The 19766-nt window shown below is 71.6% G+C and carries 19 protein-coding genes; 9 read left to right on the top strand and 10 right to left on the bottom strand.

Translation table 11 applies throughout. The features are described from left to right. From ABD944_RS11860 to pip, 10 genes are all read right to left on the bottom strand, one after another. On the bottom strand, positions 1–1167 hold the full coding sequence (locus ABD944_RS11860) for a thiolase family protein (protein ID WP_345175314.1): 1167 nt from the start codon (positions 1165–1167) through the stop codon (positions 1–3). Between the two features lie 189 nt (positions 1168–1356). Further along, positions 1357–2304, bottom strand: a complete 948-nt coding sequence (gene ehuA, locus ABD944_RS11855; protein ID WP_345175312.1) for an ectoine/hydroxyectoine ABC transporter ATP-binding protein EhuA — start codon at positions 2302–2304, stop codon at positions 1357–1359. Then, positions 2291–2944, bottom strand: coding sequence for an ectoine/hydroxyectoine ABC transporter permease subunit EhuD (gene ehuD / locus ABD944_RS11850; protein ID WP_345175310.1), 654 nt, complete (start codon positions 2942–2944; stop codon positions 2291–2293). The genes ehuA and ehuD overlap by 14 nt, the downstream gene beginning before the upstream one ends. Further along, entirely contained in the window at positions 2944–3660 is a 717-nt protein-coding gene (ehuC, locus tag ABD944_RS11845) for an ectoine/hydroxyectoine ABC transporter permease subunit EhuC (protein WP_345175308.1), read from the bottom strand. The genes ehuD and ehuC overlap by 1 nt, the downstream gene beginning before the upstream one ends. Positions 3661–3663: 3 nt before the next feature. Continuing rightward, the gene (gene ehuB, locus ABD944_RS11840; protein ID WP_345175306.1) at positions 3664–4557 is read right to left on the bottom strand and encodes an ectoine/hydroxyectoine ABC transporter substrate-binding protein EhuB; all 894 of its coding nucleotides are present in this window, start codon (positions 4555–4557) and stop codon (positions 3664–3666) included. A 102-nt stretch (positions 4558–4659) separates the two neighbouring features. Continuing rightward, the gene (thpD, locus tag ABD944_RS11835; protein ID WP_345175304.1) at positions 4660–5598 is read right to left on the bottom strand and encodes an ectoine hydroxylase; all 939 of its coding nucleotides are present in this window, start codon (positions 5596–5598) and stop codon (positions 4660–4662) included. Beyond that, complete coding sequence (locus ABD944_RS11830) at positions 5595–5990, bottom strand: ectoine synthase (RefSeq protein WP_089312209.1); 396 nt, start codon at positions 5988–5990, stop codon at positions 5595–5597. The genes thpD and ABD944_RS11830 overlap by 4 nt, the downstream gene beginning before the upstream one ends. Positions 5991–6024: 34 nt before the next feature. Further along, entirely contained in the window at positions 6025–7287 is a 1263-nt protein-coding gene (gene ectB, locus ABD944_RS11825; RefSeq protein WP_345175302.1) for a diaminobutyrate--2-oxoglutarate transaminase, read from the bottom strand. Positions 7288–7340: 53 nt separating this feature from the next. Then, complete coding sequence (gene ectA, locus ABD944_RS11820; RefSeq protein ID WP_345175300.1) at positions 7341–7889, bottom strand: diaminobutyrate acetyltransferase; 549 nt, start codon at positions 7887–7889, stop codon at positions 7341–7343. 616 nt (positions 7890–8505) lie between these two features. Then, on the bottom strand, positions 8506–9474 hold the full coding sequence (gene pip, locus ABD944_RS11815) for a prolyl aminopeptidase (RefSeq protein WP_345175298.1): 969 nt from the start codon (positions 9472–9474) through the stop codon (positions 8506–8508). Positions 9475–9847: 373 nt separating this feature from the next. On the opposite strand from pip, the gene ABD944_RS11810 reads away from it, so the two are divergent. The 9 genes from ABD944_RS11810 (at position 9848) to ABD944_RS11770 (ending at position 19737) form a co-directional block, all read left to right on the top strand. Beyond that, positions 9848–11602: a coiled-coil domain-containing protein gene (locus ABD944_RS11810; RefSeq protein WP_345175296.1), complete on the top strand. Its 1755-nt coding sequence runs from the start codon at positions 9848–9850 to the stop codon at positions 11600–11602. A gap of 676 nt (positions 11603–12278) precedes the next feature. Then, positions 12279–13955, top strand: coding sequence for a CTP synthase (gene pyrG / locus ABD944_RS11805; RefSeq protein WP_345175294.1), 1677 nt, complete (start codon positions 12279–12281; stop codon positions 13953–13955). Continuing rightward, positions 13952–14599, top strand: coding sequence for an NUDIX domain-containing protein (locus tag ABD944_RS11800; RefSeq protein ID WP_345175292.1), 648 nt, complete (start codon positions 13952–13954; stop codon positions 14597–14599). Before pyrG ends, ABD944_RS11800 begins: the two co-directional genes overlap by 4 nt. Positions 14600–14635: 36 nt before the next feature. Then, a complete protein-coding gene (locus ABD944_RS11795; RefSeq protein WP_345175289.1) occupies positions 14636–15673 on the top strand; it encodes a site-specific tyrosine recombinase XerD in 1038 nt (345 codons plus the stop codon). A gap of 206 nt (positions 15674–15879) precedes the next feature. Continuing rightward, positions 15880–16746, top strand: coding sequence for a ParA family protein (locus tag ABD944_RS11790; protein WP_345175615.1), 867 nt, complete (start codon positions 15880–15882; stop codon positions 16744–16746). 37 nt (positions 16747–16783) lie between these two features. Continuing rightward, positions 16784–17419, top strand: coding sequence for a SecDF P1 head subdomain-containing protein (locus ABD944_RS11785; RefSeq protein ID WP_345175287.1), 636 nt, complete (start codon positions 16784–16786; stop codon positions 17417–17419). Between the two features lie 68 nt (positions 17420–17487). Then, the gene (locus ABD944_RS11780; protein ID WP_378189089.1) at positions 17488–18441 is read left to right on the top strand and encodes a segregation and condensation protein A; all 954 of its coding nucleotides are present in this window, start codon (positions 17488–17490) and stop codon (positions 18439–18441) included. Then, entirely contained in the window at positions 18434–19009 is a 576-nt protein-coding gene (gene scpB, locus ABD944_RS11775) for an SMC-Scp complex subunit ScpB (protein WP_345175285.1), read from the top strand. Before ABD944_RS11780 ends, scpB begins: the two co-directional genes overlap by 8 nt. Beyond that, on the top strand, positions 19006–19737 hold the full coding sequence (locus ABD944_RS11770; protein WP_345175282.1) for a pseudouridine synthase: 732 nt from the start codon (positions 19006–19008) through the stop codon (positions 19735–19737). Before scpB ends, ABD944_RS11770 begins: the two co-directional genes overlap by 4 nt. The last annotated feature ends 29 nt before the right edge of the window (positions 19738–19766 follow it).

Here is a 19766-nt window from a genome sequence, read left to right as displayed (position 1 = left end):
CTAGGCCCCCTTCTCGTGCGGGCTGACGACCAGCGTGGAGTGGTGGTCGAGGATCCCGCCGTTCCCGCTGACGAGGATCACGTCGGTGGAGGGCGCCTGCCGCTCCCCGCCGTCCCCCCGCGCCTGGATCACGGCCTCCGACAGGGGCGTCATGCCCCACATGTAGTACGCCGACAGCTGCCCGCCGCCGGTGTTGGTCGGCAGCGGCCCGCCGGGCCCGAGCGCGCCGGACGCGGCGAACGCGCCGCCCTCGCCCTTGGCGCAGAACCCGTAGTCCTCCAGCGTCACCAGGACCGTGTAGGTGTAGCAGTCGTACAGCTCGCACACGTCCACGTCGGCGACGGTGACGCCGGCCATCTTCATCGCCGCCGCGCCGGACGCCGCGGCGCCCGTCGTCAGGCCGAAGTCGCTGCCGCGCTCCTTGCGGTGACCCGGGTGCCCCTGCCCCCAGCCCCACAGGTGCACGGGCGGGCGCGCCAGGTCGCGGGCCCGGTCGGCGCTCGTCACGATGACGGCGACGGCGCCGTTGGACACCAGGCAGCAGTCCAGCAGGTGCAGCGGCTCGGACACCCAGCGGGAGCGCTGGTGGTCCTCGATCGTGATCGGCTCGCGCATCTGGGCGAGCGGGTTGCCGGCGGCCCACCGCCGGGTCGCCACGGCGATCGCGCCGAGCTGCTCGCTCGTCGTGCCGTAGCGGGCCATGTGCCGCTGGGCGGCGAGGGCGTAGTGGGAGTTCACGCTGCGCAGACCGAGCGCCGCCGTCATCCCCCCGAACCCGTACCATTCCTTCCCGCGGCCGTCGCGGTTGTAGGCCGAGCCCGCCGACTGCTTCGGCTTCAGCGGCGCGTCCGCGAACACGCACGCGACCGTGGTCGCCGAACCGTTCAGCACCGCCATCGCCGCGTACGAGACCATCGCCCCGGCCGTCGCGCCGAAGGAGTTGACCAGGGCCAGCAGCCGCAGGTCGCGCAGGCCGAGCGTGTCGGCCAGCTCGATCCCGGGCGAGCCGCCCAGGCCGTGACTGACCAGCAGCCCGTCCAGGTCGCCGAGCGCCAGGCCCGCGTCGGCGGCGGCCAGCCGCACCGCGTCGGCGGCGAGCCGCCGCGGGCTGCGCCCGTAGACCCTGCCGAGCTCGGTCATGCCGAGCCCCACGATCGAAGTGCCCATCGCCTCGCTCTCCTCGTCCGTCGGCGCCACGGTACAGAATCGCGTTCGGTAGGGGAGCGGGCGGGGTGATCGCCGGCCCGGACGCCGCCCCGCGCGGGCGGCCCCGCAAAGGGAGTCGCCCGCGTCCCCGGGGCGACGGGGACGCGGGCGACGCGGGGGACGCGGTCACGGCCGGCGGGCCCGGACCGGTCAGGAGGCGAGGACGGCCTGCAGGAAGTCGCGGGTGCGCTGCTCGGACGGCTCGCCGAAGATCTGGTCCGGGGGCCCCTCCTCGACGATCTGGCCCTGGTCGAACATCAGCACCCGGTCGGAGATGTCCTTGGCGAAGGCCATCTCGTGGGTGACGCAGAGCAGGGTCAGGTCGCTCTGCCGCGCGATGTCGCGCAGCAGGTCCTGGACGCCGACCACGAGTTCGGGGTCGAGCGCCGAGGTGACCTCGTCCAGCAGCAGCACCCTCGGCTGCATGGCCAGCGCCCGCGCGATCGCCACCCGCTGCTGCTGGCCGCCCGACAGCTGGGTGGGGTGCGCGTTCTCCTTGTCCGCCAGGCCGACCAGGTCCAGCAGGCCGCGGGCCCGCTCGACCGCCTCGTCCTTGGACACCCCGAGCACGCGCACCGGCCCCTCGGTGAGGTTGCGCAGCACGTTCATGTTCGGGAACAGGTTGAACTGCTGGAACACCATGCCGACCTGCTTGCGCATCTCGTGCAGGTGCTTCTGGTTCGCCGGGACGCGCTTGCCGCCGCGGTCCATGTGCCACAGCGTCTCGTCGCCGATCCAGATCAGCCCGTCGTCGAGCTTCTCCAGCGTCATCAGCAGCCGCAGGATCGTGGTCTTGCCCGACCCGCTCGGCCCGATGAGCGTCACCCGCTCCCCGGGCGCCACGGTGAAGTCGAGCTCGCGGAGCACCACGTTGGAGCCGAACCGCTTCACCACCTTCTCGAAGCGGATGCCCGGCGCCTCGCCGCGCGGCAGCTCCGCGGCCGGCTCGGCCTTCGTGGCGGCGCCCTTCTCCGTGGACACGCCCGCGTCGGCGGCCGCCTCGCCCGGGACGGGATCGTGCGCCGTTGCGGCGCCTTCCGGGGCCGCGCGGTCCGCCGCGCCCCCGGGGTCGACTGCGTCGGTGTCAATTGGTGGCATAACGCCTCTCCAAGCGGCGGACGAGTATCGAGGATATGACGCTGACCACGACGAACAACAGGCCGACCATGGTGATCGGCTCCAGGAACTGCAGGGTCTTGGACCCGACCTGGTACGCGGAGAACAGCAGCTCCGCGACGTTGATCGCCAGCAGCATCGGCGAATCCTTGAACATCGCGATCAGATAGTTGCCGAGCGTCGGGATCACCCGCCGGATCGCCTGCGGCAGGACGACGTCCAGCCACACCCGCGAACGCGGCAGGTTCAGCGCGGTGCACGCCTCCCACTGCCCCTTCGGGACGTCGGCGATGCCGGCCCGGTACACCTCGGCCGTGTAGGTCGAGTAGTGGATCCCGAGCGTGATGGTGCCCGCGGTGAGCGACCCGATGGTCACGCCCCAGGCGGGCAGCACGAAGAACACGAAGTACAGCTGCGGGATCAGCGGCGTGGACCTGATGAACTCGGTGACCCACCGGATCACCTGGTTGAAGATCCGGCTGGGGGAGCGGCGCAGCAGCGTCCACACCAGCCCGAGGACCAGGGCGATCACGTAGCCCAGCAGCGTCGCGGTGAGCGTGTAGCGCAGCCCGTCCAGCAGGTCGGGCAGGATCTCGCCGGAGTAGTGCCAGTCCCAGCTCATCAGCCGCTCACCCCCGCCCCGGGCGCGCCGGCCGCGATCGTCTTGAGGGACTGCTCAGGGGGCAGCCTGCGGCCCAGCATCCGGTCCACGCGCCGCTCGGCGTAGCGGACGAACAGCTGCAGGACCTGCGCGATCACGAAGTACAGGACGAGCACGACCGTGAAGGCCGCCACCGTCTGGCCGGTGCTGCCCTGGATGTTCTTGGAGACGCGGGTCAGGTCGACCAGACCCACCAGGGACACGATGGCGGTGCCCTTCATCAGCTCGATGATCAGGTTGCCGAACGGGGGCAGCATCAGCGCGAACGCCTGCGGCAGCAGCACGCGCCGCATGCGCTGGAACGGGGTGAAGTTCAGCGCGATCGTCGCCTCGTACTGCGCCTTCGGGACGGCGTTGATCGATCCGCGCACCACCTCGGCGCCGTAGGCGCCGACGTTCAGGCCGAGGGCCAGCACGGCCGCGAACATCGTGGAGAACCGGAGACCGATCAGGGGGAGGGCGTAGAAGAACCAGTACAGCAGCACCAGCGTGGCGTTGCCGCGGAAGAACTCCACGTACACGCGGTTCAGCCCGCGCACCCACGCGTGCCGCGACGTGCCCGCCATCCCGAAGACGAGCGCGAGCACGAGCGCCAGCGCGCCGCCGAGGAGGGTGAGCCGGATGGTGACCCACGCCCCGTCCAGCCACTGTGGATAGCTGTCGAGGACCTCGGACACGGGTCAGCCCTGGCAGAACTTGGCGGCGGTGTCCTCCGGCCGGGGCATCTCCGCCTGGGTGAAGCCGAACGGCTGCAGGACCGGCAGCAGCTTGCCGCCCTGCTGGAGCTTGGCGAGCTCGCCGTTCCAGGCGTTCAGCAGGTCAGAGTCGGCCTTGCGGAACGCGAACGCCCCGGCGCCGAGCTGCTCCTTGCCGTCGATGACGGGGGTGAACGCGTCGGTGACCTCGAAGCCCTCGCCCTTGTGCTTGGTCAGCAGGTCGGCGAGCGAGATGCGGGTCAGCCAGATGCAGTCGATGCGCCCGGCCTTCAGGCCCTCGTAGGCGCTCGCCTGGTCGGCGAACGTCTTGATGTCGCCCTTCTTGACGCCGGTCTTCTCGGCGTACCCGGCCTCGACCGCGCCGGTGAGCACGCCGACCTTGGCGCCCTTCTTGCCCGGGTCCTCGGCGGCCTTGAGGCCCTTCGGGTTGCCCTGCGGCACCATGAAGGCGCTCTTGGCGACGTACTCGGGGTTGGCGAACGCCGCGGAGGCGCACCGCTCCGGCGTGATGAACATGCCGGCGGCGATCGCGTCGAAGCGCTTGGCGTTGAGCCCGCCGATGAGCCCCCCGAAGTCGACCTGGACGCCCTTGATCTCGTCGATGCCGAGGTTCTTGAAGATGGCGCGCGCGAGCTCGGGGGCCTCGCCGGTCAGCTTCCCGGACTTGTCGGTGAAGCCGTAGGGGGCCTCGTTGGCGAACCCGACCGTGATCGTCCCGGAGTCCTTGGCCTTCTGCAGCGTCCCGCCGCCGGCCTTCTCCTTCGCCGGATCCGTCGTGGAGCAGCCCGCCGCGGCCAGCGGCGCCGCGGCGGACAGCAGGACGGCGGTGCGGAGGAAGTCGCGTCTCGAGGAAGTCATCGTCGAACTCCTGGTGATGGGTGCGCTCCGCGCCCGCAGGGAGGCCGGACGGCCCCCTTGCGGGCGCGGAGCGGGGTGGATCGGGTTATCGAGTTGTGCGGCTCAGGCGCCGGCGGTCCCCTCCGGAGCGGTGTCGCCTCCGACGGGAGTGAAGTCACGGGCGCCGATGAACGAGGGACGGGGCGCGGGGGCGGAGAACGGCTCGACGCACGTGTTCTCCACGCTGTTGAACACGATGAACACGTTGGAGCGCGGGAACGGGGTGATGTTCCCGTTCGAGCCGTGCATGCAGTTGCAGTCGAACATGGTCGCCGAGCCCGCGGGTCCGGTGAACAGTTCGATCCCGTGCTTGTCGGCCAGGATGGACAGGCTGGCGGGGTCGGGCGTACCGATCTCCTGTCCGCGCAGGGACTCCTTGTAGTGGTCGTCCGGGGTCTCCCCGACACACGCCACGAAGGTCTTGTGCGAGCCAGGCATGATCATTAGCCCGCCATTGTGCACGAAATTCTCGGTGAGCGCGATGGATATGCTCACCGCGCGCATCCGGGGCATGCCGTCCTCCGCGTGCCAGGTCTCGAAGTCCGAGTGCCAGTAGAAGTCCTTGCCCGTGAAACCTGGCTTGTAGTTGACCCGGCTCTGGTGCACGTAAACATCCGAGCCGAGGATCTGCCTCGCCCGGCCGACCACGCGGGGATCGCGGACGAGTCCGGCGAACACCTCGCTGATCTTGTGCACCTCGAAGATGGAGCGGACCTCGTCCGAGCCGCGCTCGGTCACCGTGCGCTCGTCGGCCAGGATCTGCGGGTCCGACGACAGCCGGCGGAGCTCGGCCCGGAAGTCCTCGACCTCCTCCGGCGCGAGCAGCTGGTCGACCGACAGGAACCCGTTGGCCTCGAAGGAGTCGAGGGTCGCACCGTCGATGGGCCCGTCCTCCGCCCTGCCGTACACGACCGGGTCCTGGCGGTACAGCAGCGCGGCCTCGGAGGCCTTCCGGGTCGGGTAGGCGTCGTCGATCGTCGGATGGGACTCGATGATGCTCATGCGTCCTCCTCGGTCAGCAGGGGGTAGACACCGTTCTCGTCATGGACCTCCCGGCCGGTGCAGGGCGGGTTGAACACGCAGACGGTGCGCACGTCGGTGTGGGCGCGCAGGGTGTGGTGCTCGTGGCCGTCGAGCAGGTACATCACGCCCGGCTCGATCTTGTGCTTCTCGCCCGTCTCGTCGTTGGTCAGCTCGCCCTGGCCCTCGACGCAGTACACGGCCTCGATGTGGTTGGCGTACCACATCTTCGTCTCGGTCCCCGCGTACAGGATCGTCTCGTGCAGCGAGAACCCGACGCCCTCTTTGGCCAGGACGAAGCGGCGGCTGCACCAGGTCGGCGCCTGCACGTCGCGCTCCGTGCCGATGATCTCTCCGAGGGAACGAACGATCATTGAAACTCCTCTGCTGTGTCGATGCCGGGCGGGCTCAGGCGGTGACCTTCTGGCGGACGGCCTCCACGGAGTCCGCGATGATCTCCAGGCCGGTGGCCAGGTCGGACTCGGCCGTGGTGAGCGGCGGCAGCAGCTTGACGACCTCGCCCTCGGGGCCGGAGGTCTCCATCAGCAGCCCGCGGGCGAACGCCTCGCCGCACACCTGCGTCGCGGCCTCCGGGTCCTTCATCACCAGGCCCCACGCCAGGCCGCGGCCGCGGACGCAGTCGATGGCGCCGGCGTGCGCGATCGCGATCTCGTTCAGCGCCGCCTGGACCTGCTGGCCCTTGGCGAGGGTCTGCTTCTCGAAGTCGTCGCCGGTCCAGTAGTCCTCCAGCGCGGCGACGGCGGTGATGAACGCCGGGTTGAAGCCGCGGAAGGTGCCGTTGTGCTCGCCCGGCTCCCACACGTCCAGCTCGCGCTTCATCAGCGTGATCGCGAAGGGCAGCCCGTAGCCGCTCAGGGACTTGGACAGGCAGACGATGTCCGGGGTGATCCCGGCCTCCTCGAAGCTGAAGAACGGCCCGGTGCGGCCGCACCCCATCTGCACGTCGTCGACGATGAGCAGGATGTCCTGCCGGTGGCACAGGTCCTGCAGGCCCCGCAGCCACTCGGCGGTGGCCACGTTGATGCCGCCCTCGCCCTGCACGGTCTCCACGATGACGGCGGCGGGCTTGTCCAGGCCGCTGCCGCTGTCGTCCAGCATCGTCTCGAAGAGCAGGAAGTCGGGCGTCCTGCCGTCGAGGTAGTTGTCGTAGGGCATCGCCACGCCGTGCCCGAGCGGCACGCCCGCGCCGGTGCGCTTCATCGAGTTGCCGGTGACGGCGAGCGCGCCGAGCGTCATCCCGTGGAAGGCGTTGGTGAAGCTGACGATGGTCTCCCGGCCGGTGTACTTGCGCGCCAGCTTCAGGGCCGCCTCGACCGAGTTGTTCCCCGCGGGCCCGGGGAACTGGACCTTGTAGTCGAGGTCGCGGGGCGCCAGGACGTACTCGTTGAAGCGTTCCAGGAACTCCCGCTTGGCCGTGGTGTACATGTCGAGCCCGTGCACGACGGCGTCACTGGCGAGGTAGTCCATCAGCCGGCGTTTCAGCCCCGGGTTGTTGTGCCCGTAGTTGAGGGTTCCGGCGCCGGCGAAGAAGTCGAGGTAGCGTTTGCCGTTCTCGTCGGTCATGTGGCTGCCCTGCGCGGTGGCGAACACCGTGGGCCAGCTTCTGCAGTAGCCGCGGACTTCCGATTCCATGCGGTCGAAAACGTCCATGTCTGCCTCCAGGCAGGGTCGGAGAGGAGCGGATGGGGGGCGTGGAGCGTAGGTCAGTTCGCGGCGGCGATCGGGCCGATCCTGAAGAGCACCTCGGGCTCGTGTCCCCCCTCGGGGAAGTGCTCCGCGGCGAACAGCGGGCTGCGGGCGAGCTCGCACCCGCGGGCCCTGGCGAAGGATTCGAACATGGCGGTGGAGGCGGCGTTGTCCGGCGTGACCGTGGCCTCCATGTACCGCAGCCCGCGGGGGCCGAGGCGGTCGGCCAGGCTGTCGAGCATGCGGCGGGCGAGGCCCTGTCCCCGGTGGTCGTGGTCGACGGCGACCTGCCACACGAAGAAGGTGTCCGGACGGGACGGGCGGACGTAACCGGTGATGAAGCCGCACGGGTCCGAGCCGTCACGCGCGACGACGGAAGTGTCCGCGAAATCGCGGCACCAGAGCGCGTAGCTGTACGGCGAGTTGACGTCCAGGACGCGTGAGTCCCGGGCGAGCCGCCAAAGCGCGGGTCCATCGGCGAGGCTCGGCACCTGGAGTTGCACTTCCGCGTTCGTCTCGTTGTTCCCGGGGCGTCGGGTCGGTGATTCCAGGGGTTGCGCTGCCATGTCCAGGCAATTTAGCGAATCTCGCGCGGTGATCGCAGATAGATGTTATCGACGAGATGTTTAGCCCGCTCACCACTGGGTATGGTTAGACGCTTTCCCGATTCGGGTGCAATTTGGGCGGTCTTGCCGCGGGCCGCGATCCGCTTTTCCCCGGGATACGCAGGAGGTACTTCCGGGTGCGCCGGAGATGTTGCCAGCATGCTTCCTGAATGCGACCTTAACGTTTCGTCGCGGGGTCGGGAGGGCTTTTTCGTATCGGTTGTGTGAGGTAAGTCACACAGATGGGGTGTCAACGGGGCGGGTGCGGCGGGCGTCACTCCGCATCGCGGGAGGTTGCGCCGCGCCCGGGCGGGGTGGGGCGGGTGTGGGCCGAAACGCTCCACGGGGCCGTCTGTACTGACCCCTGGGGGCAGGTGCGCTCTCCGGAGGGTAAGGCCGTGCTTGCTAACGAGTTAGGAAATGGGGATTTTGGTCCGCTTCCGGGTGGCGGGGACCGGACGGGCAAACCGGACCCCGACCCGGTTACGGACACACGGAAGCTCGTAGTCGGCGAGACCGATTCAACGACGGCCCCGCGACGTCCGATGACGCGATGTTATCAAGCGATGACGAAGTGTCACATCTTCCCGGCGAAGCGGTCGGTCGCCTCGATCAGGTGGTGCAGGATCCCGGGCTCGCTGTAGGCGTGCCCCGCGTCGTCGACGATGTGGAAGTCCGCCTCGGGCCACGCGCGGTGCAGGTCCCACGCCGTCGCGACCGGCGTGCACATGTCGTACCGGCCCTGCACGATCACGGCCGGGATGTGGCGGATCCGGTCCACGTCCCGGATCAGCTGGTCCTCCTCGAGGAAGCCCTCGTTGGTGAAGTAGTGGTTCTCGATGCGGGCGAACGCGACGGCGTACTCCGGCTCGCCGAAGCCGCCCGCCATCTCCGGGTCCGGCCGCAGCGTCAGCGTCGAGCCCTCCCACGTCGCCCACGCCTTGGCGGCGGTGATCCGCACCTCGGGGTCCGGCGACTCGAGCCGCTCGCGGAACGCCGAGATGAGGTCCTCGCGCTCGTCCTCGGGGATCGGCTCGACGTACTTCTCCCACAGGTCGGGGAAGATCAGCGACGCGCCCTCCTGGTAGAACCAGTACAGCTCGAACGGCCGCAGGGTGAAGATGCCGCGCAGCACCAGCTCGGTCACCCGGTCGGGATGCGTCTGCGCGTACGCCAGCGACAGGGCGCTGCCCCAGCTCCCGCCGAACACCAGCCAGCGCTCGATGCCGAGGTGCTCGCGGAGCCGCTCCATGTCGGCGACCAGGTTCCAGGTGGTGTTGCTCTCCAGCGACACCTCCGGGTCCTTCGCGTGCGGCAGGCTGCGGCCGCAGTTGCGCTGGTCGAACAGGACGATCCGGTACGCCTCCGGGTCGAACTGCCGGCGGTGCGCGGGGCTGCACCCCCCGCCGGGCCCGCCGTGCAGCATCACCGCGGGCTTGCCGTCCGGGTTCCCGCAGACCTCCCAGTAGATACGGTTTCCGTCGCCGACGTCGAGCAGCCCGGAGTCGTAGGGCTCGATCGGCGGGTACAGCGTGCGAAGCTCCATGGGGCGCGATTGTTCCATCCGGCCGGCGCCGAGGTCGGATGTGACCCACGGCACCTCCCGGACGGGTCGCGCGGAGGGTGATCAGGCGTCCTGCGTGCGCGAACGCCGGACCGGCGTGGAGAGGGCAAACCCCAAACTGGGCAAACGTTCCGCTGGTCGGGACTAGAGTGCTCCTAGTGAGCGAAGCGAGGAGCCACAGGGCCGGCAGCGGAGCGAGCGAGATGTGCACAACGACCCCCGCGAACGCGGCCGTGCGCCGCCGGGCGAGGAGACACGTGAGCGAAGTGACGAGCCGTCGGGCCGGGAACGCTGCGAGCAGGGCGAGCGGCGTGCCGCCGGTCGGTCCGCTCCCGTCCGGGAGGCGAGGAGACCGGTGAGCGAGCTGAACGGATCCGGCGGTTCCCGAGGAGTCCCCGACGCGGCGACTCCCTGGCCCGCCATGGGACGCGACCCGGGCGGCGCGCAGCAGTCGCTGCCGTCCGCCCAGCAGCCCATCCAGATGGCCAAGCCCGGACAGCCCGCCCAGGCGGGCCGGCACGGGCAGACGGGGGAGATCGTGCGCCCCGACGTCGAGCAGGCCGAGGCCCAGCCCTGGGACATCGTCGAGCGGCTCCGCCAGATGGCCGACCTCATCGGCGACGCGCTCGCCGCCGGGGAGCGCAAGGTCAACGAGGCGCAGACCGAGACCGCGGCGCAGATCGCGGCCGTCCAGGCGGAGAAGGAGTCGGCGCAGCGCGACGCGGCCGCCGCCTGGGGCGAGGTGCAGCGCGCCCGCGGCCAGGCCGAGCAGGCCGACCGCCGCGCGGTGGAGGCGGAGCGGCGCGTCACCGAGGCGCAGACCGAGTCCGCGGCGCAGATCGCGGCCGTCCAGGCGGAGAAGGAGTCGGCGCAGCGCGACGCGGCCGCCGCCTGGGGCGAGGTGCAGCGCGCCCGCGGCCAGGCCGAGCAGGCGGAGCGGCGCGCCGTGGAGGCCGAGCGCCAGGTCGCCGACGCGGAGCGCCGCGCGGCCGAGGTGCAGAACGAGGCCGTCACGCAGATCGCGGCGCTCCAGACGGAGAAGGAGAACGCCCAGCGCGACGCTGCCGCTGCCTGGAACCAGGCCCAGCAGGGCCGCGTCCAGGCCGACCAGGCCCGCGGTCAGGCCGAGCAGGCGCGCGTCCAGGCCGACCAGGCCCGCGCGCAGGCCGACCAGGCCCGCGCGCAGATGGAGCAGTTCCAGGCGCAGGCCGAGCAGGCCGAGCGGCGCGTCGCCGAGGCCGAGGCGACCGTCCGGCAGGCGATCCAGCAGCGCGACGCCATGAGCGAGGCCCGCGACGACGCCCTGCGCGCCGTCGAGGACGCCGTCGGCGGCCGCCGCTCCGCCGAGGCCGAGCGCGACCGCGTCGCCGAGCAGGCCGGGGAGCTGTCCCGCGCGCTGGAGACCGCGCACGCCGAGCTGGCGGGGCTCCGCGCCAAGGTCACCGATGCTGAGATGACCGCGCAGAACCTCCAGCACGCCGTCGTCGCGGCGGGCAAGGAGGCCGACGAGTCCCGGCGCCGCGCCGAGGTCGCCGAGCGCCGCGCGCAGGAGAACGAGCGCCGCGCGCAGGACGCCGAACGCCGCGTGCAGGACGCCGAGCGCCGGATGCAGGACGCCGAGCGCCGCGCCCAGGAGGCGGCCGGACGCGCCGACGCCGCCGAGGGCGAGCGGCAGCAGGCCCTCGACACGGCCGCCCAGTCTCTGGAGGCCGCCAAGAAGGCCGAGCGGGAGCGCGACGGCAACGCCAAGGCGCGCGAGGCGGCCGAGCGTGCCCGGGAGGGGGCCGTCCAGGCGCAGGCGCGTGCCGAGTCCGAGCTGACCCTGGCCCGCGGCCGCGCCGACCAGGCCGGGCGCGAGCGCGACCAGACCGTCGCGGCGATGCGGCAGCTGGCCGCCGAGCGCGACGCCGTCGCCGAGAAGCTCGCCGAACGCGACCAGTGGGTCGACCAGCTGGCGCAGGCCGTCACGGAGCAGCGCGCCCAGATCGCCGAGCTCTCCCAGGAACGCGACGCCGCCCGCCAGGCCGCCGACCAGGCCCGCTCCCTGATCGACGAACTGACCCGCCAGCTCCGCACCATCATGCCCACCGCCGCCACCCCCCGCCTGTAGGGACGGCCCACACCCCCGGACGAGGCAGGGTCTCAGCGGACAAGGGGGCGCCCCGGACACGACGGCCGCCTTCCTGCCACTGCGGCAGCCCTGCCAGCGGGTAAGGCGTCAGCGCGCCCATGGGTGTGACGAGGCGCCAGCGGATGGAGGTTGCCCCCGAACAGGGCGGTCGAGATCCGTCCGCCGCGCCGGCCACGCAAGCGGAAGGCGATCGCGCTCTTGGACGGGTGGGTCTCAGCGGACGTGGGGTCGCCACCAGACGCGACGGCCGCGTTCTTGCCGCTGCGGCGGCATACAAGGGGGAGGCGGCCGCGCGCCTGCGGGGGTTGTGAGGCTTCAGTGGATGGGGGCGCCGTCGGGCGCGCTGGCCGGTGGGGCCGTCGCGCTGACATCAGGTGGCGGCGCAACCACGCGACGACCGGAAGGTTGCGATCGCGTCCGAAGGCAGGTTCGAGCGAAGCGAGAACCTGATCGCGCAGCGAGCCGCCAGGCGAGCCGGAGCGATGCCAGCGATCGCCCGCGTTTATCGACGATGGAGGGCCGCCAGGCCCGAAGGAGGAGAGAAGCGCAGTAGGAACGAGGCCCCCCGGGCCGAAGGAGGAGAGAAATGCAATAAGCTAGAACCCCGTGGACAGTGCGGTACCGTCCGCCTCGTAACGACCACGGGAGCGCCTTCTTGCCTTCGGCTACCACTGGTAGGTCACGTCCTACCAAGCATCTCTTCGTCACCGGCGGTGTCGCCTCAAGCCTCGGCAAGGGTCTGACGGCGTCCAGCCTCGGGCGGCTTCTCGCCCTCCGCGGCCTCCGGGTCACCATGCAGAAGCTCGACCCCTACCTCAACGTCGACCCCGGAACGATGAACCCGTTCCAGCACGGCGAGGTCTTCGTCACCGACGACGGCGCCGAGACCGATCTGGACATCGGGCACTACGAGCGGTTCCTCGACACGGAGCTGCACGGGTCGGCGAACGTCACCACCGGCCAGGTGTACTCCAACGTGATCGCCAAGGAGCGGCGCGGGGAGTACCTCGGCGACACCGTGCAGGTGATCCCGCACATCACCAACGAGATCAAGGACCGGATCCGGGGGATGGCCGACGACGGCGACGTCGACATCGTCATCACCGAGGTCGGGGGGACGGTCGGCGACATCGAGTCGCTGCCGTTCCTGGAGTCGGTGCGGCAGATCCGGCACGAGATCGGCCGGGAGAACTGCTTCTTCCTGCACGTGTCGCTGCTGCCCTACATCGGGCCGTCCGGCGAGCTGAAGACCAAGCCGACGCAGCACTCGGTCGCCGCGCTGCGCTCCATCGGCATCCAGCCCGACGCGATCGTGTGCCGGTCGGACCGGCCGATCACCGACGGGCTCAAGCAGAAGATCAGCCTGATGTGCGACGTCGACCGCGAGGCCGTGGTGTCCGCGGTGGACGCCGCCAGCATCTACGACATCCCGAAGGTGCTGCACTCGGAGGGCCTGGACGCCTACGTGGTGCGCCGCCTGGACCTGCCGTTCCGCGACGTCGACTGGGGCGCGTGGGACGAGCTGCTGCGCCGCGTCCACAAGCCCGCCCGCGAGGTCACGATCGCGCTGGTCGGCAAGTACATCGACCTGCCCGACGCGTACCTGTCGGTCACCGAGGCGCTGCGGCACGGCGGGTTCGGCAACGACGCCAAGGTGCACATCCGCTGGGTGAAGAGCGACGACTGCGAGACGCCTGAGGGCGCCAAGCGGGAGCTGGACGGCGTCGACGGCGTCCTGGTCCCGGGCGGGTTCGGCGTCCGGGGCATCGAGGGCAAGCTCGGCGCCATCCGGCACGCCCGCGAGAACCGGGTTCCGCTGCTCGGCATCTGCCTCGGGCTCCAGTGCATGGTCATCGAGGCGGCGCGGACCCTCGGCGGGCTCGCCGACGCCGGCAGCTCCGAGTTCGACGCCACGACCGCGCATCCCGTCGTCGCCACCATGGCCGACCAGCTCGACGTCGTGGCGGGGGAGCGCGACATGGGCGGCACGATGCGGCTCGGCCTCTACCCGGCCGACCTGGCCGACGGGTCGGTCGTGCGGGAGCTGTACGGGGAGGCGAAGGTGTCCGAGCGGCACCGGCACCGCTACGAGGTCAACAACTCCTACCGCGAGCGACTGGAGCAGGCGGGGCTGCGGTTCTCGGGCCTGTCGCCCGACGGCCGCCTGGTGGAGTACGTCGAGCTGCCCCGCGAGCAGCACCCGTTTTTCGTCGGGACCCAGGCGCACCCGGAGTTCCGGTCCCGTCCGACCCGCCCGCATCCGCTGTTCACCGGCCTCGTGTCCGCCGCCCTCGGCTACGCCGAGGCCCGCGCGGACGGGGACGCCTCGTGAGCGGCGGCGAGGAGCTGGGCCCGGGCGACGTCCGCGACCGTCCCGACCGCTGGAAGGTCGTGGAGTCCTCCACGCCCTTCCGGGGGCGCGTCTTCAGCGTCCGCAGCGACCGGGTGGAGATGCCGCGCGGCGAGGGCACCGAGGCCGTGACGCGGGACGTCATCGAGCACACCGGCTCGGTCGGCGTCATCGCCGTCGACGACCGCGACCGGGTGCTGCTGCTGCGGCAGTACCGGCACCCGGTGGCGCGGCAGTTGTGGGAGGCGCCCGCCGGTCTGCGGGACGTGGAGGGCGAGCCCCTGCACAAGCTCGCCGAGCGGGAGCTGCTGGAGGAGGCCGGGTACCGCGCCGAGCGCTGGGACACCCTGATCGACGTCTTCCCGTCGCCCGGCATGGCCGACGAGCGCATCCGGATCTTCCTTGCGCGCGGTCTCACCGAGGTCCCGGCCGACGAGATCGACTTCGAGCGCGTCCACGAGGAGGCCGACATGCCGGTCGTGTGGGTGCCGCTGGAGGAGGCGGTCCGCAAGGTGTTCGCCGGTGAGCTGCACAACATGATCGCGTGCATGGGGGTCCTCGCGGTGCGCGCCGCACGCGACTCGGGTTTCGCGGACCTGCGCCCCGTCGACGCGCCGGAGGACTGAGCCGGATGAGGTCCCCCTCCGGTCGCCGGAGGGGGCATGATGGGCGGGTCCCCGGAGCCCACGGCCGGAAGAGGTGCCGTCCTGTCCCCGAGCCCGTCCTCCCGGAGCACCGCGCGGCGCCCCGAACGCGACGCCGGCGCTGGGTCCGCGCTCGACTCGGCCGTGCGCGCCTACCTGGGGCACCTGGCCGTCGAGCGCGGTCTCGCCGCCAACACGCTCAGCTCCTACCGCCGCGACCTGCGCCGCTACGCGCAGGTGCAGGCGGGGCGGGGCCGGGAGGCCGTCGGGGAGATCGCGGAGGAGGACGTCCGCGCGTTCCTGGTGGGGCTGCGCGAGGGCGACGGGGAGCATCCGCCGCTGTCGGCGGGCTCGGCGGCGCGGGCGCTGGTGGCGGTCCGGGGGCTGCACCGGTTCGCGCTGCGCGAGGGGCTCGCCGCCGGCGACCCCGCCCATGACGTCAAGCCGCCCACGCCGCCGCGCCGGCTGCCGAAGGCGATCTCGCTGGAGGACGTCGAGCGCCTGCTGGCGGCGGCGGCCGGTCCGTCCGGCGACCCCGGCACCGCGCGCGGCCTGCGCGACCGGGCGCTGCTGGAGCTGCTCTACGGGTCGGGCGCGCGCATCTCCGAGGCCGTCGGCCTGGACGTCGACGACCTCGACCTGCGGGACGGGTTCGCCCGCGTGGCCGGCAAGGGCGGCAAGGCGCGGGTCGTGCCCATCGGCGACTACGCCCGCGAGGCCGTGGACGCCTACCTGGTGCGGGCCCGCCCCGAGCTGGCCGGGGCCGGGCGGGGCGGCCCGGCGCTGTTCCTGAACGCGCGCGGCGGACGGCTGTCGCGGCAGGGCGCCTGGATGGTGCTGCGCGCCGCCGCCGACCGGGCGCAGCTGTCGGAGGTGTCCCCGCACACGCTGCGGCACTCGTTCGCCACGCACCTGCTGGACGGCGGGGCCGACGTCCGCGTCGTCCAGGAACTGCTGGGGCACGCCTCGGTCACCACCACGCAGGTCTACACTCTCGTCACCGTCCAGCTGCTGCGCGAGGTGTACGCGACCTCGCACCCGAGGGCGCGGAACTGACCCGCTCCGCGGGCGCGGCGGACAGGCACTAAGGGACGAATCGGGCCATCCGGCACATCGACAAATCGCGACGTTCGTTGCGCGTCGGCTTGAGCGACGGGGTGGACGGGCCTAGAGTCCCCGTTCTGGATGGCATTTCCAGGCCGCCGGGGAGGGATCTGGTGACCAGCACTAACAGTGCGGATGGAGTCCTCTCCTCCGCCACCATAGAGACCGACCCGAGTCGCGCCCTCGGGCCCACTCAGCGACCCGTGCCGGTGTTCCCGGAGCCGGAGCCGCTGGCCGAGCACGGGCCCGCGCGGATCGTGGCCGTGTGCAACCAGAAGGGCGGCGTCGGCAAGACCACCACGACGATCAATTTGGGCGCCGCGCTCGCCGAGTACGGCCGCCGCGTCCTGCTCGTCGACTTCGACCCGCAGGGCGCCCTGTCGGTGGGCCTCGGCAAGGGCGACCCCCGCCAGCTCGAGGTGACGATCCACAACCTGCTGCTCGAACGCGACACCGAGTGGGAGGACGTCGTCATCGAGACCGGCGTCGACGGGATGGACCTGCTGCCGAGCAACATCGACCTGTCCGGCGCCGAGGTCCAGCTCGTCCACGAGGTCGGCCGCGAGTACATCCTGCAGGGCGCGCTGAAGTCGGCGGTCGACCACTACGACTACATCCTCATCGACTGCCAGCCCTCGCTCGGCCTGCTCACCGTGAACGCGCTGGCCGCCAGCGAGGGCGTGCTGATCCCGCTGGAGTGCGAGTACTTCGCGATGCGCGGCGTCGCGCTGCTGATGGAGACGATCGAGAAGGTGCAGGGCCGGATCAACCCGGGCCTGGTCATCGACGGCGTCCTCGGCACCATGTACGACTCGCGGACGCTGCACACCCGGGAGGTCCTCGGGCGCATCGTCGAGGCGTTCGGCGACAAGGTGTTCCACACCGTGATCAACCGTACGGTGCGGTTCCCCGACGCGACCGTCGCGGGGGAGCCGATCACTTTCTTCGACCCCAGCTCGATGGGCGCGAACGCCTACCGCAGCCTCGCCCGCGAGGTCCTCATCCGGTGGGCCGAGTTCGAGTGAGGCCGCCCGGCCGCCGCTGATCCCGAGGGAGCGCACCATGGGCCACCCCCCGCCCGCGCCGTACGGCCCGCCGCCCGGCGCCCTCCCGCCGCCCTCGCCGACCCGGGGGCGGGGCCCGCTGGTCATCGTGCTGGTCGCGGTGACCGCCGTGGTGCTGGTCGCGGTCTGCGGCCTCGGGGCCTATCTGGTCCTGCGCGAGGACGGCGGCTCCTCGGCCGCCGCCTCGTCCGGCCCGGTCGACCTGCGCGTGCCGTTGACGTTCCAGCTCGTGGCGAGCGTGACCGCCCCGCCGTGCGCGGGCGGCGCCGTCACCGTCACGGGCGCCTCCGAGTGCTACACGCTGGGTCCGGACACCTTGGCGGTGCGCCGGCTGGAGAAGATCGAGGCCGTCCCGCCCGACCCGGCGCGCGGCAGCCCCGGATGGTCCGTCGCGCTGACGCTGACCTCGGCGGACGCGCCCCGCTTCGCCGAACTGACCCGCAGGGCCGCCGCGGCCTTCGCCGCCCGGGAGCCCGGCGGGCGGATGGCGATGCTCGTCGGCGGGGCCCTCGTGTCGGAGCCCGCGCAGGTGATGCAGGCCATCACCGGCGGCGAAGTGGAGATCAACGGACCCGCCGCCACCTTCACCCGCGCCTACGCGGAAGGCCTCGTCCGGCGGATGACGGGGCGGTAGCGCCCGCCCGCGGCGGCGTCACCGCCGGTGATCGCGGCTGGTGCGAGCGCGCGCCGGGGCATGGGACGATGGGGCCGGTGAGCACAGGGCACGAGGAGCTCTCCGCTACCGTGAGCGACGTGGACGCGACGTCGCCCGAGCCGGGGCGCGAGACCGACGAGGAGCAGGGGTTCCGCGTCCGCCTGGACAACTTCGAGGGCCCCTTCGACCTGCTGCTCGGACTGATCTCCAAGCACAAGCTCGACATCACCGAGGTGTCGCTGCACAAGGTCACCGACGACTTCATCGCCCACATCCGCTCGCACGGCGCGGAGTGGGACCTCGACCAGGCCAGCCACTTCCTGCTGGTCGCCGCGACCCTGCTGGACCTCAAGGCCGCCCGGCTGCTGCCGTCCGGCGAGGTCGACGACGAGGAGGACCTGGCGCTGCTGGAGGCCCGCGACCTGCTGTTCGCGCGGCTGCTGCAGTACCGGGCGTACAAGGAGGTCGCGCGGGTGATCGCGGCGCGCGTCGCCGACGCGAGCCGCCGGTTCCCGCGCCTGGTCCCGATGGAGCCGAAGTTCGCCAACCTCCTGCCGGAGGTGCTGCTCGGCCTCGGCCCGCAGGAGTTCGCGCGGCTCGCCGCCAAGGCGCTCGCCCCGAAGACGCCGCCGTCGGTCTCGGTCGAGCACATGTACCAGCCGAAGGCCAGCGTCAAGGAGCAGGCCGCGATCGTCGTGGAGCTGCTCCGCCGGCTGCGCCGGACCACCTTCCGCGTCCTGGCGGCCGACGCCGAGGGCACCTACGAGGTGGTCGCCCGGTTCCTGGCCCTGCTGGAGCTGTACCGGGAGCAGGCGGTCACGTTCGAGCAGGACGAGCCCCTCGGCGAGCTCCACGTCACCTGGACCGGAACCGACGACGGCGACGTCGAGGTCGGCGACGACTACGAGGGCGCCGCGAAGAAGGACCCCGCGGAGGGCGCCGCCGGGGACGCCGCCGGACCCGACGAGAAGAGCCGGAAGGACGAGGAAGACGATGAGTGAGGAACCCGGCGCGGACGCGCCGGAGCTTCCGGGGCTGCGCGCCTCGATCGAGGCGATCCTGCTCGTGGTGGACGAGCCGGTCACCGAGATGACGCTCGCGCAGCTGCTGGAGCGGCCCCGCGGCGAGGTCGCCGCGACGCTGCGGGAGCTGGCCGCGGAATACACCGAGCAGGGCCGGGGGTTCGATCTCAGGGAGGTCGCCGGCGGCTGGCGGTTCTACACCCGGGACGTCTGCGCCCCGGTGGTGGAGCGGTTCGTCACCGACGGGCAGCAGGCGCGGCTCACCCAGGCCGCACTTGAGACGCTCGCCGTCGTCGCCTACCGGCAGCCGGTGAGCCGGGCCCGCGTGTCGGCGATCCGCGGCGTCAACAGCGACGGCGTCATGCGGACGCTGACCCTGCGCGGCCTGATCGAGGACGCCGGGCAGGACCCGGAGTCGCAGGCCCACCTCTACCGGACCACCGGGTACTTCCTGGAGCGGCTGGGGCTGCGCGATCTCGACGAGCTTCCCGAGCTCGCCCCCTACCTTCCCGATGACCTTCCAGAAGAGATAGTTGAGGACGCGTGAGCGAGAACGAGGGCGTACGCCTGCAGAAGGTCCTGGCCGAGGCCGGGATCGGCAGCCGCCGCCACTGCGAGGAGCTGATCGGCGAGGGCCGCGTCACCGTCAACGGGCACAAGGTGTTCCGCTTCGGTGAGCGCGTCGACCCGCGGAGCGCCGTCATCCATGTGGACGGCAAGCGGGTCGAGACCAGGTCCGAGATGCGCTATTACGCCATCAACAAGCCGCGCGGCGTGGTGTCGACCATGGCGGACGAGCGGGGCCGCAAGTCCCTGGCCGACTACGTGGAGGTGCCCGAGCGGCTGTTCCACGTGGGGCGGCTGGACACCGACACCGAGGGCCTGATCCTGCTCACCAACGACGGTGAGCTGTCGCACCGGCTGACCCACCCGTCCTACGGGGTGTTCAAGACCTATCTGGCGGAGATCCACGGTCCGATCCCGCGCGACCTCGGCAAGCGGCTCAGGGCCGGAGTCACCCTGGACGACGGCCCCGCCAAGGCCGACAAGTTCCGCATCTTCGACCAGGTCGGCCGGCGCGTGCTGGTCGAGATCACCCTGCACGAGGGGCGCAAGCACATCGTCCGGCGGCTGCTGAAGGAGGTCGGCTTCCCCGTCCAGCAGCTCGCCCGCGTCGAGTTCGGGCCGATCAAGCTGGGCCAGCTGAAGCCGGGCGGGATGCGGGCGCTCACCGTCCAGGAGATCGGCGAGCTGTACAAGGCCGTGGGCCTGTAGAGGCACCGGACACACGACGACACCGGACA

Origin of the sequence: Actinomadura verrucosospora (genome assembly GCF_039540335.1) — a bacterium.
In the GTDB taxonomy this organism is placed as follows: Bacteria; Actinomycetota; Actinomycetes; order Streptosporangiales; family Streptosporangiaceae; genus Spirillospora; species Spirillospora verrucosospora.
This window is presented reverse-complemented; position numbering and strand designations above follow the sequence as displayed.

Bases quoted from the DNA above. Each gene is read 5' to 3' on its own strand.
- ABD944_RS11860 (WP_345175314.1), bottom strand. From the start codon at position 1,167: ATGGGCACTTCGATCGTGGGGCTCGGCATGACCGAGCTCGGCAGGGTC.
- ehuA (WP_345175312.1), bottom strand. From the start codon at position 2,304: ATGCCACCAATTGACACCGACGCAGTCGACCCCGGGGGCGCGGCGGAC.
- ehuD (WP_345175310.1), bottom strand. From the start codon at position 2,944: ATGAGCTGGGACTGGCACTACTCCGGCGAGATCCTGCCCGACCTGCTG.
- ehuB (WP_345175306.1), bottom strand. From the start codon at position 4,557: ATGACTTCCTCGAGACGCGACTTCCTCCGCACCGCCGTCCTGCTGTCC.
- thpD (WP_345175304.1), bottom strand. From the start codon at position 5,598: ATGAGCATCATCGAGTCCCATCCGACGATCGACGACGCCTACCCGACC.
- ABD944_RS11830 (WP_089312209.1), bottom strand. From the start codon at position 5,990: ATGATCGTTCGTTCCCTCGGAGAGATCATCGGCACGGAGCGCGACGTG.
- ectB (WP_345175302.1), bottom strand. From the start codon at position 7,287: ATGGACGTTTTCGACCGCATGGAATCGGAAGTCCGCGGCTACTGCAGA.
- ectA (WP_345175300.1), bottom strand. From the start codon at position 7,889: ATGGCAGCGCAACCCCTGGAATCACCGACCCGACGCCCCGGGAACAAC.
- pip (WP_345175298.1), bottom strand. From the start codon at position 9,474: ATGGAGCTTCGCACGCTGTACCCGCCGATCGAGCCCTACGACTCCGGG.
- ABD944_RS11795 (WP_345175289.1), top strand. From the start codon at position 14,636: ATGATGGGCGGGTCCCCGGAGCCCACGGCCGGAAGAGGTGCCGTCCTG.
- ABD944_RS11785 (WP_345175287.1), top strand. From the start codon at position 16,784: ATGGGCCACCCCCCGCCCGCGCCGTACGGCCCGCCGCCCGGCGCCCTC.
- ABD944_RS11780 (WP_378189089.1), top strand. From the start codon at position 17,488: ATGGGGCCGGTGAGCACAGGGCACGAGGAGCTCTCCGCTACCGTGAGC.
- scpB (WP_345175285.1), top strand. From the start codon at position 18,434: ATGAGTGAGGAACCCGGCGCGGACGCGCCGGAGCTTCCGGGGCTGCGC.